Source organism: Blastomonas natatoria, assembly GCF_003201955.1.
Classification (GTDB): Bacteria; Pseudomonadota; Alphaproteobacteria; order Sphingomonadales; family Sphingomonadaceae; genus Blastomonas; species Blastomonas natatoria.
Window position 1 is genome coordinate 250,002 of the sequence record NZ_QJJM01000005.1, and the last position, 16,044, is coordinate 266,045.

The following is a 16,044-nucleotide window of genomic DNA, read 5'->3' on the forward strand; positions in this document are numbered from 1 at the left end:
CTCTACCGTCTATCCCGTCCGGAACCGGTTGGTGATCGGATAGCGCCGATCGCGGCCGAAATTGCGGATGCCCAGCTTCACGCCCGGCGGGGCCTGGCGGCGCTTGTATTCGGCGAGGTACAGCAGGCGCTCGATCCGGGTGACGGTGGCCAGGTCGAAGCCGCGCGCGACGATTTCGGCAACGCTCAGTTCCTCCTCGACCAGGCCGTGCAGGATCGGATCGAGGATCTCATAGGGCGGCAGGCTGTCATCGTCGCGCTGGTCGGGGCGCAGCTCGGCGCTGGGCGGCTTGGTGATCACGCTTTCGGGCATGACCGGGCCATCGGGACCAAGACCCAGCGGCGGCTTGTTGGCATTGCGCCAGCGCGACAGATCGAACACCGTCAGCTTGTAGGCGTCTTTCAGCACATTATAGCCGCCCGACATGTCGCCATAGATGGTGGCATAGCCGACGCTCATCTCGCTCTTGTTGCCGGTGGTCAGCAGCATCGGGCCGAACTTGTTGCTCAGCCCCATCAGCGTGACCGCACGGATGCGCGACTGGATGTTCTCTTCGGCCAGATCGGGCGCACGGCCCTCGAAACTCTGGCTAAGCATCGCATCGAAGGCATCGACCGCTGGCGCGATCGGGATGCTGTCGAGTCGGCATCCCAGAAGGCGCGCGCATTCGGCGGCATCGTCCAGGCTTTCCTGGCTGGTATAGCGGCTCGGCAGCATCACGCACCACACCCGGTCCGCCCCCAGCGCATCGACCGCCACGGCGGCAGACAGTGCGCTGTCGATCCCGCCCGACAGGCCCAGCACCACGCCGGGAAAGCCGTTGGCGTTCACATAATCGCGAAGCCCCACGATCATAGCGTGATAGACATCCTGCGGGAACGGATCGAGCGAGTGAATCTCGCCGGGGGCGCAGTGCCAGCCGCCGGTTTCGCTGCGCTTCCATTCGGTGCGCACTGTCGCCGGCTCCCAGTCGGGCAGCTGATGGCTCAGCGTTCCGTCTGCATTGACCACGAACGATGCCCCGTCGAACACCAGTTCGTCCTGCCCGCCGATGCGGTTCAGGAAGACCAGCGGCAATCCGGTTTCGGCGACGCGGGCGCGTGCGACAGCGTGCAGGCGGCGGTCGTCCTTCTCAATCTCGTATGGGCTGCCGTGCGGGGCGATCAGCAGCTCGGCACCCATGGCCTTGAGATGACCGCATACGGTCGGGAACCAGATATCCTCGCACAGGGGCAGGCCCAGCATTACGCCCCGGAAAGGCACGGGCGATTGCAGCGGCGCGGAAGCGAACAGGCGCTTCTCGTCGAACGTGCCGTAATTGGGCAGCTCGTGCTTCAGCCGGATCGCGCGGACCTGTCCTCCGTCCAGCAGGGCAATGCCATTGTAGAGGGCGTTCTCGCGCTGAAAGACGCTGCCCACCAGCATCGCCGGGCCGCCATCAGCCGTCGCGGCGGCAAGCCGGTCGAGTTCGGCCGCGGCGCGCGCGATCAGCGCCGGTTTCAGCACCAGGTCCTCGGGCGGATAGCCGATCAGCTGCAGCTCGGGAAAGACAATCAGGTCGCAGGGTTCAGCCTCTGCGCGCGCCTTCAACATGGCATCGGCATTGCCGACAAGATCGCCGATGGTCTGCCCGCACTGGACAAGCGTGATGATAAGCCGGTCAGTCATCGCTGCGGGATAGGGGCTGGCTTGTGGAGCGGCAACAGCTTTTGCTGGTGCCCGGAGCCGTGGACCTTCATTTCATCAAACTTTCATCTTCCGGTTTGCAGGCCATCTGGCTAAGGCAGCGCGCATTGAACACGGCAACGGGGAAGCCACATGAAAATCCTGTCAGGCAACAGCAATCTGCCGCTGGCGCGCGCTATCGCCGCCTATCTGGAAATGCCGCTGACCGAAGCCAGCGTCCGCCGTTTCGCCGACGAGGAAGTGTTCGTCGAGATCCATGAAAATGTCCGCGGCGAGGACGTTTTCGTGATCCAGTCGACCGGCTATCCCGCCAACGACAATCTCATGGAGCTGCTGATCTGCATCGATGCGCTCAAGCGTGCTTCGGCGCGGCGGATCACGGCGGTAATCCCCTATTTCGGCTATGCCCGGCAGGACCGCAAGCCCGGACCCCGCACGCCGATTTCGGCCAAGCTGGTCGCCAATCTGATCACCGTCGCCGGTGCCGACCGTGTTCTTTCGGTCGATCTGCACGCAGGGCAGATCCAGGGCTTTTTCGACATTCCCACCGACAATCTCTATGCCGCGCCGGTCATGGCAGCGGATATCCAGGCGCGGTTCGGCGAGCATCAGCTGATGGTCGTCTCGCCCGACGTGGGCGGGGTGGTGCGCGCGCGTGCGCTGGCCAAGCGGCTCGACAATGCTCCGCTCGCGATCGTCGACAAGCGGCGTGAGCGCCCCGGCGAATCGGAAGTGATGAACATCATCGGCAATGTCGAGGGCCGGTTCTGCATCCTGATCGACGATATCGTCGATTCGGGCGGTACCTTGTGCAACGCGGCGCAGGCGCTGAAGAATGCCGGCGCGGTCGATGTCGTCAGCTATGTGACGCACGGCGTGCTGTCGGGCGGCGCGGTCGCGCGGGTCAACAACAGCGCGCTCAAGGAACTGGTGATCACCGATTCGATCCAGGCGACCGAAGCGGTGGCCAGTTCAGACCGTATCCGCAGCCTGTCCATGGCATCGATGATCGGCGAGGCGATCCGCCGCATTGCCGATGAAAGCTCGGTTTCCAGCCTGTTCGACTGATCGGAGCGGGCCAGGTGCCGGGCTGGCTCCGATGTCGGGCGGCGGCCCTGGGCCTGATTGCCGCGCTGACTGGTTGTGCGACTGGTGCGGTACAAGGCCCAGCCGTGCATGTCCCTGCTCCCGGCATCAGCGAGCGGATTTCCGGCGCGATCGAGGCGGCGCCCGGCCACCATCTGGTGATGGGTGACCTCAACATCCCAGCCGGCGCGCCGATTCCCCGCCACTATCATCATGGCGAGGAGTTTCTCTACATACTGGGCGGCAGCACGGTGATCGTCCGCGCCGATATGGGCGAGGAGGAACTGCAGCCCGGCCAGGCCATCCGCATCGCCCCGGGCACGGTGCACTGGGGCAGGGCAGGGCCGAAGGGCTTGCGGGCGGTCTCCACCTGGATCGTGCCCGATGGCCAGCCGCTCCGCGTCCCGGTTCCGGATCAGCAAGGCACACTGCCATGAGCGATTTTCTCGATCGCTATCTGGCGAGGCTGGGACTGGCAGAAAGGCCCAGGGTCGATCTGGCCGGACTGGACGCATTGCTCTGGGCGCAGCGGCTTGCCATTCCCTATGATGCGCTTGATGCCCGGCTGCGGCGCGGGGTGAGCATCGATCCGGATGCGATTGCGGACAAGCTGCTGTCGGGCACGCGGGGTGGTTACTGCTTCGAGCTCAACCCGCTGTTCGCTCGTGCGCTCGAGGCGCTGGGCTTTGTCGTCGAGCCGCTGCTGGCGCGCGTCTGGTTCCGGCAGCAGCCGGACGATCCGGTGCCGCCGCGCACCCATATCGTGCTGGCGGTACGGCTGGGGGGTGAGCGCTGGCTTGCCGATGCCGGGTTCGGCGGCGGGCATGTCCCCGCGATGCGGCTGGCCGAGGGGGCAGAGGCGGCGGGCAATGACGGGTCGGTCCACCGCCTGCGCCGCGACGATGCGTTCGGCTGGATGCTCGAGAGGCATTTCGAAGGCCAGGTGCGGCCGCAATACAGCTTTACCGATGAACTGGCCCAGCCTGCGGATATCGCGATGTCGAACCACTGGACCGCCACATCGCCCGAATCGCGCTTCATCCGCAACGTCCTGGTCAGCCAGGTGACGCGCACCGGGCTCAAGTCGATCACCAACGATCAGTTCAGCGTGCAGGATGGCGCGGAGACCCGGCGGACGGTGATCGAGGATGGCGTTGCGATGCGCGCGCTGCTGCAACGCGAGTTCGGCATCGTGCTGTCCGACGACGAGGTGCAGGCGCTCGGCCTGTTCTGACGCCATCGCCTCTGGCCAAGCGTGCCGACAGGCCCTAGCTAGTCTGGCATGATTCACAGCAAGGATATCGAGCTCGCCCAGCGGCTCGCCGACGCCGCCGGGGAAGCAATCCGGCCCTTTTATCGCGCCGATTTCGCTACCGATCGCAAGGCCGATGCCTCGCCGGTGACCGAGGCGGACCGCGCCGCCGAGGCGGCGATGCGCGCGATCCTGGATGCAGAAGCCCCGCGCGACGGCGTGATCGGCGAGGAATATGGCGAGAAGCCTGGCACGACGGGGCGGGTCTGGGTGCTCGATCCGATCGACGGTACCACCAGCTTCATCGCCGGACGCCCGATCTTCGGCACGCTGATCGCGCTGATTTCCGAGGAATGGCCGGTGCTCGGCGTGATCGACCAGCCGATCGGGCGCGAACGCTGGGTCGGGGCGACCGGGCGTGGCACCACGTTCAACGGCAGGCCGGTCAAGGCGCGGCTCTGTCCCGAGATCGGCGATGCGGTGCTCGCGACCACCAGTCCGCATCTGTTCAGCGACCATGATGCGATGCATTTCATGGCGCTCGCCAAGCAATGCGACACGCGGCGGCTGATCTGGGGCGGGGATTGCTACAATTACGCGCTGGTGGCGCAAGGCTCGGTCGATCTGGTCTGCGAAAGCGGGCTGAAGCTGCACGATTTTGCCGCGCTCGTCCCCGTGGTCGAGGGCGCTGGCGGGCATATGTGCGACTGGAACGGCGATCCGCTGCACAAGGGGAGCGACGGGCGCGTCGTCGCAATGGGCGATCCTGCGCGGCTGGAGGATGTGCTGGAGGCGCTGGCGCAGCACGACCATTGAACGGAATGTCCCCCGCCCCGCCGTGTCCAGGCGGCAGGGCAGGGGACGGACGGCGCTCCAACAGGGGGCGGAGCGCCGGACCTCAGCGCTGGAGGCTGGCGATCTGCCTCGTGTCGATCGCCCGGGTGTTCTCGCCGATCAGCTTCTGCGCCTCTGCAATGGCCTTGGCCTCGCTCAGCTTGCCCTCGATGATCTCGTCAGCCATGGTCAGCAGGCGTCCGCTGATTACCGTCCCGGTCTGGGCCTCTTCCTGAATGGCGATGCCGCCCTTGGTGCTGGCGACCTTGTCCCATTCGGCGCGCACGGCTGCCCAATAGCCCTTGGTCGCGGCCCAGTAATCATCGGCCGCCTTGACGTTATAGCCGTCGAATTTCGTGTAGGTGTTCAGCACATATTCCTGAACGATCGGCTGCAGCTTGCCGTCCTTCAGCCCCATCTTGATATTGTCCTGCCAGTGCACCCAGCCATCGGGCGTCGGCTGGTGGCGGTTGATCGCGTAATAGCGGTCGTAGACGGGATTGCGCACCGCGTCGCGCCGGGCGAGCGGACGCCAGGTCCAGTTGGAGCGCCAGCGGCGAACACCGCCCTGTTCCTCGAACTGGCCCCAGCCGGCATAGCGCGGGCTGTCGTCGACCTGCCAGACGGTCTGCGACCAGCGACCGCGGCGCATCTTTTCCGACACGTCTTCCCAGGTCCAGGCGTTGCGGTCCGAATAGACCAGCAGCTTGGCGGGCTCATATTCCCAGTCCTGCCGCCAGTGCTTGATGATGTGCGACTTGCCGTCATGCTCGGCGACCAGCAGGTGCTGCAGCACGATGCGGCGGCCGGTATCCTCGATCACGCGCACGACCTCGTGCCCGCCCGAGATCTTGCGGTCCAGCGGGGTATAGCCACTCGCCCAGGGCGTCGCTTCCTGCATGTCGAAGCGCACCTTGAAATTGCCTGCCATGGCCAAGATGTCGGCGCGGTCCGCCTCGAAGGCGGCAGCTTCTTCCTGCGCGGGCCGTTCGGCGATCGGCGGATGGGCAAAAGAGGGAGTGGAGGCCAGCGCAAACAGGCTGGCAGCGGCAAACGAGATGATCTTCCTGTGCATGATCAAGACCCCTGGTTGAATGATAAAGGTATTGCGAATCAGAAGCGATAAGTCAACGAGACACTGCCGTTGCGACCGGGCTGGGTGAAGGCATCGGCGATGGTCGTGGTGCTGGCGAGCCCGCGCACGTCCTGCCACCAGGCGTATTTGGCGTTGGTCAGGTTGAACAGGCCGGCGCGCAGCGTCACCGGACCGAGATTCACGAAAGCGGTGGCATCGAGGATCGTGAAAGCATCGGGGCGGAAACAGCTGGGCGTGCAAACACCGGTGCTGCGTTCCTCTGACTTCTGGGCGCTATGGGTTGCGATCAGCTGCCCGCCGAACCGTCCCTTCGGATCGCGCCAGCCGATCCCGGCGACCAGCTTCAGCGGATCGACGGTCGCCAGTGGCAGGCGGGTGCCGGCCTGCGGATCGATGACATCGCCCTTGGCATAGGACAGCGCAACCTGGCCGTTCAGTCCGCTCGTGTCGCGCAGCTCCAGCCGGGCTTCGGCCCCCTCGACCTTGACCCGATCGAGATTGATGAACTGGAAGATCGCCGGATTGGCAGGCGTGAAACCGCCGCCCACGACCTCCTGACTGATGAAATCCTTGTAGCGCGCGCTGAAGGCCGTGGCGCTCAGGCTCACCGCGTCGCTGGTGAAGCGAATGCCGCCCTCGATGCTCTCGCTGCGCTCCGGCCCCAGATCGCCATTGGGGCGCGACGTATAGCCCTGGGCCAGATTTTCGAAGAACTGGTTGATCTGGCTGGGTTCGGGGGCGCGGAAGCCCTGGGCATAATTGGCAAAGAGCCGCACCTCTTCATTGAGCTTGAGCACCGCGCCCATTTTGGGGCTGAGGCGCTGGCCCGACTGGCCGGTGGTGACGAAGCTTGCCGGCAGCCGTGCATCGGCCTGTGGCGTGAGCTTGTAATGGTCGAAGCGCAGCGCGGGGAACAGCGTCAGTGGCCCGACGCTGATCTCGTCGCCCAGGAAGAATCCCGCCAGCGCATAATCGGTGACCGGAAAGGCGGGCAGCGGGAAGGTCTCGCCAAAGGGCGGAACGGTGCCGTCACGCACCCCTTGCTGCCGGGTCCAGCTGGCATCACCGCCGAAAATCAGCTTGTGGCTAAGGGGACCAGTCGAGAATCCGGCGCGTGCTTCAGCCGAAAGCCCGTAGACCCGGTTGTCAAAGGTGTTGAGCCGGGTACGGTCGGCCAGCGGGGTGCGGTCTTCCTGCGTGAACTGGCGGTCCTTGGCAGATTGCCAATAGACGCTGGCCCGCGCCAGTTCGATGGTACCGGTGCCTTCCCAGCTCCAGTCGCCTGCTAGGCGCCAGCGCTTGCCGCTATCCCGCGCGACCAGATTATCGACGCTCGCTGATCGGCCCGAGAGCAGATCGGTGACCATCCGGTTGTCGAGATACTCGCCGGTCAGCCGGACCTTGTGCCCGCCGGCAGGGTCCCAGACCAGCCGCGCGGTGGCAGCGTTGCTCTGGCCGTCCTGCGGATTGGGCGTGGTGCGGTTCGGCCCGAGCACGTCATTGGTGCCGCGGTTTTCCAGCTCCTCGAAATCGCGCCGGGTATAGGCGATCATCGCCGAAACATCGCCGCTCCGCCCGGCGAGGATCGCGGTCTCCGCAAATTCATTGTCGGCGCTGGCATATTGGCCGCGCACCATGCCCGCGACCGACTTGCCCTTCAGAATGTCCTCGGGATCGCTGAGCGTGAAGCTGACAGCGCCAGCCAGGCCGTCGCTGCCATAGAGCGCAGAAGCCGGACCGCGCAGGATTTCGACCGACTTGACGAGGCCGATGTCGACCGAATCCCCCCGGCCCACGCTCTGGGCGCCGAAGTTGAAGCCCATGGGCATGCGCACACCATCGACCTGGATCAGCACGCGGTTGCCGCCGATGCCGCGGATGGTGAAATCCTCGTTACCCGCGCGGCCGGTGCTGCCCAGCGCCGCGCCGAAACGGGCGGGCTGGCGGCGGACGCTGACCCCGGGTTCGAAGCGCACCAGGTCCTTGATATCGGTCGCCAGCTCGTCGGCGATTTCCTCGTCGGTCTTGGCCGAGATGGTGGCGGGAGCCTCGTCGATGGTGATGGGTGTGCGCGTTGCGGAAACCACGATGGTGCGGCCGTCGCCAGCCTCGGCACTGTCCAGTGCTTCGGTCTCGGCACGCACCGTGTCGGCGGCGGCGCCCTGTATCTGTGCGGCTGCGAGGCCGATCACGGCAGCAGAGTTCAACCAGCGGTTCATGGATAATCCCCCAAGTGATAATGCAAGCGATTCGCATTAGCCTAATAGGGATTTTGCCTTTCGGGTCAACCGGCCGCGTGCGGGATCCCGCCCGCAGACGCGCGCGGACCCGGCCCCAAGGCCCTGAGGATGGTGATAGAGGTATGCCGAGAGGCCGGGATCTCAGTCCGGTCCGGCGGTCAGAACGCCGATCCGTCCTTGCGGCATTTGTCGCCCGCGCCGTTCTCGTGCATGTCGACATCGGGATAATGGCACGGTCCGTTGACGCTTTGTCCGACGACCAGGAAGACGCAATCGGCATCGCCTTCGTTGATCACGCAATGGGCGTTGCCGTCATTCTTGGGAAAGGCCGCAATATCGCCCGGTTCGAGCAAGGTGCGGCCCGAATCGTCCACGAGCACCGCCTGGCCGGACAGGATGACGAGCAGCTCGTCTTCGTTTTCGTGCCAGTGCCGCTGCGCCGACCATGCGCCGGGCTTCAGCACGACATGGCTTGCTCCGAAATCGGTCAGGCCCAGCGCGGGCGACAGGCGCCGATACCAGCGTTCCTGCACGATATCGGCAAGGTGCGGCGGGTATCCGGTGGCGTTGCTTTGCGCAATGGCTTCCAGGTCGACTTTGGGCATGGCGCGATGCTAATGCGCGATGGATCAACGAGAAAGCCCCCATGACCGATACTGCAACGATTGCCGCCGCCCCGCTCGACCTTGCCAGCCGCCTGATCGCCTGCGAAAGCGTGACGCCCGCGACCGGCGCGGTATTCGATTGCCTTGAGGCGATGCTCGAACCCCTCGGCTTTGCGGTCACGCGCTTCGTCTGCGGCGAAGCACCCGACGGCCCGGTCGAAAACCTGTTCGCGATCCGGCGGCCGCTGGGCGATCCGGGGCGGCATTTCGCCTTTGCCGGGCATCTCGATGTCGTACCGCCGGGCAAGGGCTGGGCGAGCGATCCGTTCGTGCCGGAGGTGCGGGGCGACCTGCTTCACGGGCGCGGTGCGGTCGACATGAAGGGATCGATCGCGAGCTTTGTCGCCGCCGCTGCCGATATCCCGCGCGAGGCGGGCACGCTCAGCTTCATCATCACCGGCGACGAGGAAGGCCCGGCGGTCTATGGCACGCGCGCGCTGATCGACCTGATGCAGCGCGACGGCACGGTCCCCGATCTGTGCCTTGTGGGCGAGCCGACTTCGGTGGGCCGGCTGGGCGACATGGTGAAGATCGGGCGGCGCGGCTCGGTCAACATGTGGATTCGTGTCGCGGGCCAGCAGGGTCATGTTGCCTATCCGCATCTGGCCGACAATCCGATCCCGAAGCTCGTGGCGATCCTCTCGGCGATTGAGGCGGTGGTGCTGGACGAGGGCACCGACTGGTTCCAGCCGAGCAATATCGAGGTGACCGACCTGCATGTCGGCAACCCGGCGCACAATGTCATCCCGGCCGCCGCCGAAGCGCGGATCAGCATCCGGTTCAACGATCGGCACAGCGGAGAATCTCTGATCGCGCTGATTCGGGGCATTGCCGAGCCGCTGGGCGGCAGCGTCGAGGCGAAGATTTCGGGCGAGGCGTTCCTCACCCCGCCCGGCGAGCTTTCAGGCATCATCGCCGAGGCGATCCGGGCGGAAACGGGCGTGGAAACCGAGCTGTCGACCACCGGCGGCACGTCTGACGCACGCTTCCTATCGCGGATCTGCCCAGTGGTAGAATTCGGGCTGTGCAACGCGACGATGCACAAGCTCGACGAGGCGGTGGCGGTTGCGGACCTTGAGGTTCTTGCGCGGATTTACCGGAGGGTGACGCTCGCGGCCTTGGTGGGGACGAGCTGATTCGGCGAGCGTCGCTCTGCAGCGTCCCTCGAGCGAAGTCGAGGGACGTTATCAAAAAACGGCTGATCTTGGCCCGTCATTCCCGCGAACGCGGGAATCGCGCAATCCTTGCGGCCATTGCGCAGAAGCGGGACCCCCGCCTTCGCGGGGGTGACGGTGAAATCGGCGATGGGTGAACCCCTCAATGCGCGGCGTCGCCGCTCACCCATTCGACCCATTCGGGGAAGAAGACCGGTGCGCGCAGCGACCAGCCGGGAGCGGTCGCGGCGGCTTCGCTGATCGACTGGAGCAGCATCTTGCGCCGTTCGGGCTGGATCTGCGGCAGCGCGGCGGCGGCGCAATAGGCGGACGGCAGCCAGGGGCGCACATCCGCGCCAAGCAGGCGTTCGTAGAGAAAGCGGAAGGCGGAGAAGCTCTCGATCCGGCCCTGGGCGAGATCGAAGGCTGCCAGACGCACCAGCAGTGCCATGAAATGCTCGAAGCCGTCCTCGTGCGGCGCATCGGGCACGTTGCCGCGCAGCAGCTTCAAATCCTGATAGACCAGATAATGCATGCGGATCGAGGCGGTCTCTTCGGCATTGCGCGCCCAGCGCTTGAACGCGTCCTCGCGGGCGAGGCCGATATCGAGCGCGCGCTTGATATAGCGCTGCGCGCCGGGTGAGAAGCTCGCGAACTCGCGCAGCTCGGCGAGCGTCAGTGCCGCTGCGGAATTGCCGGATGCCGCGCCGGGATGGCTGGCCATGCCCCATTCTCCTTGCATCGCCACCACGGAGTCTTCGTGGCGGAACGTGCAAGGATGGTCACAAGATGGTTATCATCGGGTTAACCATGGGCGGGGTGATCCAATCCTCCCCGGCACGGGGAGGGGGACCGCCGATCGAAGATCGGTGGTGGAGGGGAAGCGGGATTGCACCATATTGAGGCGGGGCACGAAATCGCTGCCCCTCCACCACCCGCTGCGCGGGCGGTCCCCCTCCCCCAAGGGGGAGGAATTACAGATCAGTCGGCCTGACCCGAGAGTGCGTCGAGCATCGGGCGGATCGGGTTCAGGTCATAGCCGGCCTGCGCGGCGATGCGCGTCAGCTCTGCCGGGTTCTGCCCCTGCTTGGCCTGGGCAAGCGACCAGAGCAAGGTCGAGCGCGTGCCGGAGCGGCAATAGGCGAGCACCTTGCCCCCGCCTGCCTCGGCCTTGTCCAGAGCGGCGATCATGGCCTCGACCTGGGGAGCGGAAAATCCGGCATGGGTGACGGGGATCGAGACGTAATCGATGCCTGCTGCCCTGGCGGCAGCTTCGATCTCCGCGCTCTGCGGCGCGCCAGGATCCTCGCCATCGGGGCGGTTGTTGATGATCATCGTCACGCCCTCGGCCTTGGCCGCCGCGACCTGATCGAGCGTGATCTGCGGGGAAACCTGGACGGTGTCGGTGAGCGGGGTGAACATCGTTGTTTCTTTCATCGCTGAAGGGGCGGCAGTTGCGGACGCCAGGATCGGCGGCATCTGCACCGGAGAACGGTCGGACTGGCTGCGGTCCTTGCAGCCCGCCAGCGCCAGCAGCGCGAGGGCCAGCACGGCGGGGGTGCGGAAAGTCTTGCGGCGCATGTCACTCACGAAACGGCTCCCATGCTTTATCGACCAGTGCGCGCGAAGGCGCGTCGGTTAACGGATCAGCCAGGATCGCTGCATAGCGCTCCTTCAGCCCGGCGCAACTTTCATCCATCATCGCATTGAGGAATTCGGCGCGCTCTGCATCATAGGGCTCTTCGCCGGCAAAATGAAGACAGGCCTGTGCGGCATGCACGAACAGCCGCACGCGATAGGTCGCCCCGGCGTGCTGCGCTTCGCCATGCATGTCGGTCCAGGCACCAGAGCGGGTCGGCTGCAGGGTCTGCGCGGCCTCGGCCTGTACCGGCGATTCATTCGCCATATCCTGAAGCGCGAGAGCCAGCGCAAAAGCTGCCATGCCGATCATGCCGCCACCTCCTGCTTGGCGCGTTCCTGCGCCTGGCGTTCCCACATCGCTGCATAGAGCCCGCCCCGCTGCAGCAGGTCGCGATGCGATCCCTGCTCCGCGACCTGCCCCTTGTCGAGCACCAGGATGCTGTCTGCATGGGTCACGGTGGACAGGCGGTGCGCGATGATCAGCGTGGTGCGTCCTTCGGCGAGCGAGCGCAGCGTATCGAGAATCTCGGCTTCGGTGGCGCTGTCGAGCGCGCTGGTCGCCTCGTCGAAGATCGTCAGCGGCGGGTTCTTGAGCAGCGTGCGGGCGATCGCGACGCGCTGCTTCTCGCCGCCAGACAGTTTCAGTCCGCGCTCGCCGACCTCGGTGTCATAGCCCCTCGGCAACGATTCGATGAACGTGCCGATCGCCGCGCCATGTGCCGCGCGCGCAATCTCTTCCTGGCTCGCGCCCTCGCGACCATAGCCGATATTGTAGCCGATCGTGTCGTTGAACAGCACCGTGTCCTGCGGCACGATGCCGAGCGATGCGCGCAGCGAGGCCTGGCGGACCTTGGCAATGTCCTGCCCGCCGATCAGGATCTGCCCGCCTTGCGGATCGTAGAATCGGAACAGCAGGCGCGCGATCGTCGACTTGCCCGCGCCCGAGGGGCCGACAAGCGCGAGCGTCTGTCCAGGTTCGACCCGAAAGCTGAGCTTGTGCAGGATCTGCCGGTCCGGATCATAGCCGAAATCGACATCGCGGAACTCGACCGAGGGCTGGCGGATGTCGAGCGCAGGCGCATTCGGCACATCGACAATCTCCGCTGGCGTATCGATCAGGTCGAACATCGCGGCCATGTCGACCAGACCCTGGCGGATCGTGCGATAGACCATGCCGAGCAGGTCGAGAGGGCGGAACAGCTGCATCAGCAGCGTGTTGACCAGCACCAGATCGCCAACGGTGAACTGGCCCCGGCTCCAGCCCCAGATGGTATAGGCCATGGCGCCCGCCATCATCAGGTTGGTGATCAGCGACTGACCGACATTCAGCAGCGCCAGCGAGTTTTCGGACTTCACCGCGGCATTGGCATAGGTGCGTGCGGCATCGCCATAGCGCTTGGCCTCGCGTTCCTCGGCGGTGAAATATTTGACCGTTTCGTAATTCAGCAGCGAATCGACGGCGCGCGCGAGCTGCTTTCCGTCCAACGTGTTCATCGCCTCGCGCAGGTGATTGCGCCAGTCGGTGATCCTGCGGGTGAAGACGATATAGACCACCACCATCGCCACGGTCGCCAGCACCAGGCCGAAGCCGAAGTTGATCCAGAAGATCACGAGCACTGCGATCAGCTCCAGAACGGTCGGCGCGATGTTGAACAGCAGGAAATAGAGCATCACGTCGATGCTCTTGGTGCCGCGCTCGATGACCTTGGTGACCTCGCCGGTGCGGCGGGCGAGATGGAAGCGCAGCGACAGGCGGTGCAGCTGGACGAACACGTTTTCCGCGAGCGTCCGGGTCGCCTCCTGGCCGACGCGCTCGAACACCACGTTGCGCAGGTTGTCGAACAGCACCGAACCCAGCCGTGCCGCGCCATAGGCAATAACCGCAATGATCGCCGCCATGGCCATGCTGGTACCGTCGATCGTCATCCTGTCGACCGCGGCCTTGTAGGCGAAGGGCATGGACAGAACTGCCGCCTTGCCAAGCAGCACCATCAGCATCGCGCCGCAGATGCGCAGCTTCAGGTCCGGCCGATCGGCGGGCCAGAGATAGGGCAGGAACCGACCCAGAGTCTCGCGCATGGCGGGTGGGGGCGTCCGGGCGGCTGATGAGGGGGTTTGCGGCGGCATGCTGAGCCTTCGATAGGGGCGATGCCCTTTTTATCCAAGGGCTGTGGAAAAACCCTCGCCCCAAATTCGGGCGATGTTACCGGTAAAATGCAAGTTTTTCAGAGGGTATAGCCATTTTCGTGTCACGTTAGATTGCAAAGTTACATCGGCCGCTATATCTTCGAACCAACAAACGCGGACAGGATAACGGTTCCGGGCGCTTCATCCGTACTATCGACGAACAGCCAGCCCTGAAGGGGATTTTACCCAGGTGAGTGCGCAACCCGATAGAGGCGCATTGCTGAATGAACTAGGCCTGGTGATGCGATCACCAGAGTTCGTCCGCTCACCCGTATTGCGTCGCCTGCTCGAATATCTCGTGGAACAGACGCTGGCCGGCAATGGCGAGCGGCTCAAGGCCTATCAGATCGCGGTCGAAGGGCTCGGGCGCGACGACAGTTTCGATCCGCAGAGCGACAGCTACCCCCGCGTCCAGGTGGGCCGGCTGCGCAAGATGCTGGAACTGCATTATGCCGGCTTGTCGGCACAGGAATCGGCCTTGCGCCAGCGGATCGTCATTCCTGTTGGTCATTACAATGTCGATCTGGTTCCGCCGAACGTGCCGATGGCGACGTCTGCGCCTGAGGGTGCGGCCAGCCCCGGCGCGCTCTCGCAATCCGCCTCTGCAGCGGGCGCGGCGGGTTCCGCAGCGGATGCCACGGACACCAGCCGGACCAGTCCCGGGGACAAGGCGCCGGTGCCACCCTCGCGGTTCGATCGTGGCTGGATTTTGTGGGTGGTGCGGATCCTGCTGCTGCTGGGCGTATTGTACATCATCTGGTTTCTGGTCAGGCCCGAGTCGGCCAGTGAAGAGGCCGCCCGGCGCGACATGCGCGCCCAGATCGCCCATGTGACCATCGTGACCGAGCCAGCCGCAGGCAATGACAAGCTCAATACCGCAGCCCAGATTGCCGAAATGCACCTGCAGCGGTTCGAAACGCTCGCGGTCACCAGCGGTGCGCATCGCGATGTCACCAAGACGGATCTGGCGCGAGCCTATCAACTGGTCGTACGCGGTGGCGGAGAAGGGGTCGATCAGTCCAAGGCGCCGATCTTCCTGACGTTGCGGCACAAGGCCAGCGGGACGACATTATGGTCGTATGAAGTGAACCACGACGGCACCAGCGTCGCCGCGCCCGATGTCGAACAGGACATTGGCGAAGGCATTTCCGTGCTGGCGCGTTCGGGCGGGGTCATTGCACAGCACCAGCGCAAGCTGATCGGCAACGATCTGTCGCCTGGCTATCCCTGCCTGATCGCCTATGACAGTTTCCGCCAGACCCGCGATCCCGCGTTGCGCCCCGGCCTGGAAAAATGTCTCGAAGCCTCGCTGAACCAGTATCCGGACGAGCCGCTGCTTCTGCAGGCTTTGTCCTTCCTCGAACTGTCCAGGCCCCGGCCCAACAGCATGGTGCCGCTGGTTCCCACGGCGCGCGGCCGCGATCTGGCAGAGGCAGCGCTGCGCAATGACGGTACCTCAGCGCTCGCGCAGATCGCGGTGGCGCGCTCTGCCTGGGCGCGGGGCAACTGTCCGCGCGCCATCGCCTTTGCCCGAAGAGCTGTCGAAAGCAATCCCCTCGAGCCGGATACACTGGGGCTGGCGGGCAGCCTGCTGATGGCCTGTGGCGACTATACGGGCGCCGAGCCCATATTGGAGCGGGCCAGCGCCCTCAACGAGCAGCCTGGCGGCTATCAGATCTCGTCGCTGGTGATCACGCAGGTGATCAACGGCAAGCGCGCGCAAGCCCTGGCCCTGGCCCTGCGCGCCGACGTACCCGAATTGCAGACCCAGCCCAATTTCCTGCTGGGCCGCGCGCTGGCGCTGGCGGCGAATGGCCGGGTGGCCGATGGCCAGAAGGATTGGCGGGCGCTTGAAAAGCTGGTGGGTGTGCCGCCCGGGACGCCCGCTGCCGAAGTGCTCTCGCGCTTCACCATCTCGCCATTCTTCGCCCGCCGCATGCAGGCTGAAGCCGAAGCCACGGGGCTGGTGCCCAAGGCGGGCTGACCATCGCTGCGAATTTTTCCGACAGCCGATCCCGATTAATGGGAAATTTTCCCAACAGTCAGCATCCGTTCATGTTCGGATTAGGGCGGAAAACGGCTATGGCGCTGTAATCTCTCAGCTTTTCCAGTTTGGCACGGCCTGTGCAGAGTATCTGGCATCTCCGGACAAACGGTCCGGAACACACCGAACTCTACGAAAGGACAATGCCATGACCCTCTT

The 16,044-nt window shown here is 65.1% G+C and carries 14 protein-coding genes; 6 read left to right on the plus strand and 8 right to left on the minus strand.

Going from position 1 to position 16,044, the window contains the following annotated elements; translation table 11 throughout:
* Nucleotides 1-9 precede the first annotated feature (9 nt).
* The gene (locus C7451_RS08375; protein WP_110298499.1) at nucleotides 10-1,668 is read right to left on the minus strand and encodes an NAD+ synthase; all 1,659 of its coding nucleotides are present in this window, start codon (nucleotides 1,666-1,668) and stop codon (nucleotides 10-12) included.
* Nucleotides 1,669-1,818: 150 nt separating this feature from the next.
* Here C7451_RS08375 and C7451_RS08380 point away from each other — a divergent pair, with 150 nt between their 5' ends.
* The 4 genes from C7451_RS08380 to hisN all read left to right on the plus strand — a co-directional run bounded on the left by C7451_RS08380 (nucleotide 1,819) and on the right by hisN (nucleotide 4,840).
* Entirely contained in the window at nucleotides 1,819-2,754 is a 936-nt protein-coding gene (locus tag C7451_RS08380) for a ribose-phosphate pyrophosphokinase (protein ID WP_110298500.1), read from the plus strand.
* Nucleotides 2,755-2,858: 104 nt separating this feature from the next.
* Nucleotides 2,859-3,209 (plus strand): cupin domain-containing protein, encoded by a 351-nt coding sequence (locus tag C7451_RS08385; protein ID WP_110298501.1) that lies wholly within the window; start codon nucleotides 2,859-2,861, stop codon nucleotides 3,207-3,209.
* Nucleotides 3,206-4,006, plus strand: a complete 801-nt coding sequence (locus C7451_RS08390; RefSeq protein WP_110298502.1) for an arylamine N-acetyltransferase family protein — start codon at nucleotides 3,206-3,208, stop codon at nucleotides 4,004-4,006. The genes C7451_RS08385 and C7451_RS08390 overlap by 4 nt, the downstream gene beginning before the upstream one ends.
* Before the next feature lie 48 nt (nucleotides 4,007-4,054).
* Nucleotides 4,055-4,840, plus strand: coding sequence for a histidinol-phosphatase (hisN, locus tag C7451_RS08395; RefSeq protein ID WP_110298503.1), 786 nt, complete (start codon nucleotides 4,055-4,057; stop codon nucleotides 4,838-4,840).
* 82 nt (nucleotides 4,841-4,922) lie between these two features.
* On the opposite strand, the gene C7451_RS08400 is transcribed toward hisN, so the two are convergent.
* From C7451_RS08400 to C7451_RS08410, 3 genes are all read right to left on the minus strand, one after another.
* Nucleotides 4,923-5,933, minus strand: coding sequence for a DUF6607 family protein (locus C7451_RS08400; protein ID WP_110298504.1), 1,011 nt, complete (start codon nucleotides 5,931-5,933; stop codon nucleotides 4,923-4,925).
* Nucleotides 5,934-5,971: 38 nt separating this feature from the next.
* Nucleotides 5,972-8,173, minus strand: coding sequence for a TonB-dependent hemoglobin/transferrin/lactoferrin family receptor (locus C7451_RS08405; protein WP_167398480.1), 2,202 nt, complete (start codon nucleotides 8,171-8,173; stop codon nucleotides 5,972-5,974).
* Nucleotides 8,174-8,352: 179 nt separating this feature from the next.
* Nucleotides 8,353-8,799 carry a cupin domain-containing protein gene (locus C7451_RS08410; RefSeq protein WP_110298505.1) on the minus strand — a complete coding sequence of 149 codons (447 nt, stop codon included), beginning with the start codon at nucleotides 8,797-8,799 and terminating at the stop codon, nucleotides 8,353-8,355.
* Between the two features lie 41 nt (nucleotides 8,800-8,840).
* Here C7451_RS08410 and dapE point away from each other — a divergent pair, with 41 nt between their 5' ends.
* On the plus strand, nucleotides 8,841-9,995 hold the full coding sequence (dapE, locus tag C7451_RS08415) for a succinyl-diaminopimelate desuccinylase (RefSeq protein WP_110298506.1): 1,155 nt from the start codon (nucleotides 8,841-8,843) through the stop codon (nucleotides 9,993-9,995).
* Nucleotides 9,996-10,176: 181 nt separating this feature from the next.
* Here the strand turns inward: dapE and C7451_RS08420 are convergent, their stop codons facing one another.
* From C7451_RS08420 to C7451_RS08435, 4 genes are all read right to left on the minus strand, one after another.
* The gene (locus tag C7451_RS08420) at nucleotides 10,177-10,737 is read right to left on the minus strand and encodes a hypothetical protein (protein WP_031318473.1); all 561 of its coding nucleotides are present in this window, start codon (nucleotides 10,735-10,737) and stop codon (nucleotides 10,177-10,179) included.
* A gap of 257 nt (nucleotides 10,738-10,994) precedes the next feature.
* On the minus strand, nucleotides 10,995-11,435 hold the full coding sequence (locus tag C7451_RS08425) for a protein tyrosine phosphatase family protein (RefSeq protein ID WP_110298545.1): 441 nt from the start codon (nucleotides 11,433-11,435) through the stop codon (nucleotides 10,995-10,997).
* A 160-nt stretch (nucleotides 11,436-11,595) separates the two neighbouring features.
* Complete coding sequence (locus C7451_RS08430) at nucleotides 11,596-11,964, minus strand: hypothetical protein (RefSeq protein WP_110298507.1); 369 nt, start codon at nucleotides 11,962-11,964, stop codon at nucleotides 11,596-11,598.
* Nucleotides 11,961-13,781 (minus strand): ABCB family ABC transporter ATP-binding protein/permease, encoded by a 1,821-nt coding sequence (locus C7451_RS08435; protein ID WP_110298508.1) that lies wholly within the window; start codon nucleotides 13,779-13,781, stop codon nucleotides 11,961-11,963. Before C7451_RS08435 ends, C7451_RS08430 begins: the two co-directional genes overlap by 4 nt.
* A gap of 298 nt (nucleotides 13,782-14,079) precedes the next feature.
* Between C7451_RS08435 and C7451_RS08440 the strand changes: the two genes are divergently transcribed.
* Nucleotides 14,080-15,825: a tetratricopeptide repeat protein gene (locus tag C7451_RS08440; protein WP_146215318.1), complete on the plus strand. Its 1,746-nt coding sequence runs from the start codon at nucleotides 14,080-14,082 to the stop codon at nucleotides 15,823-15,825.
* Nucleotides 15,826-16,044: the final 219 nt, after the last annotated feature.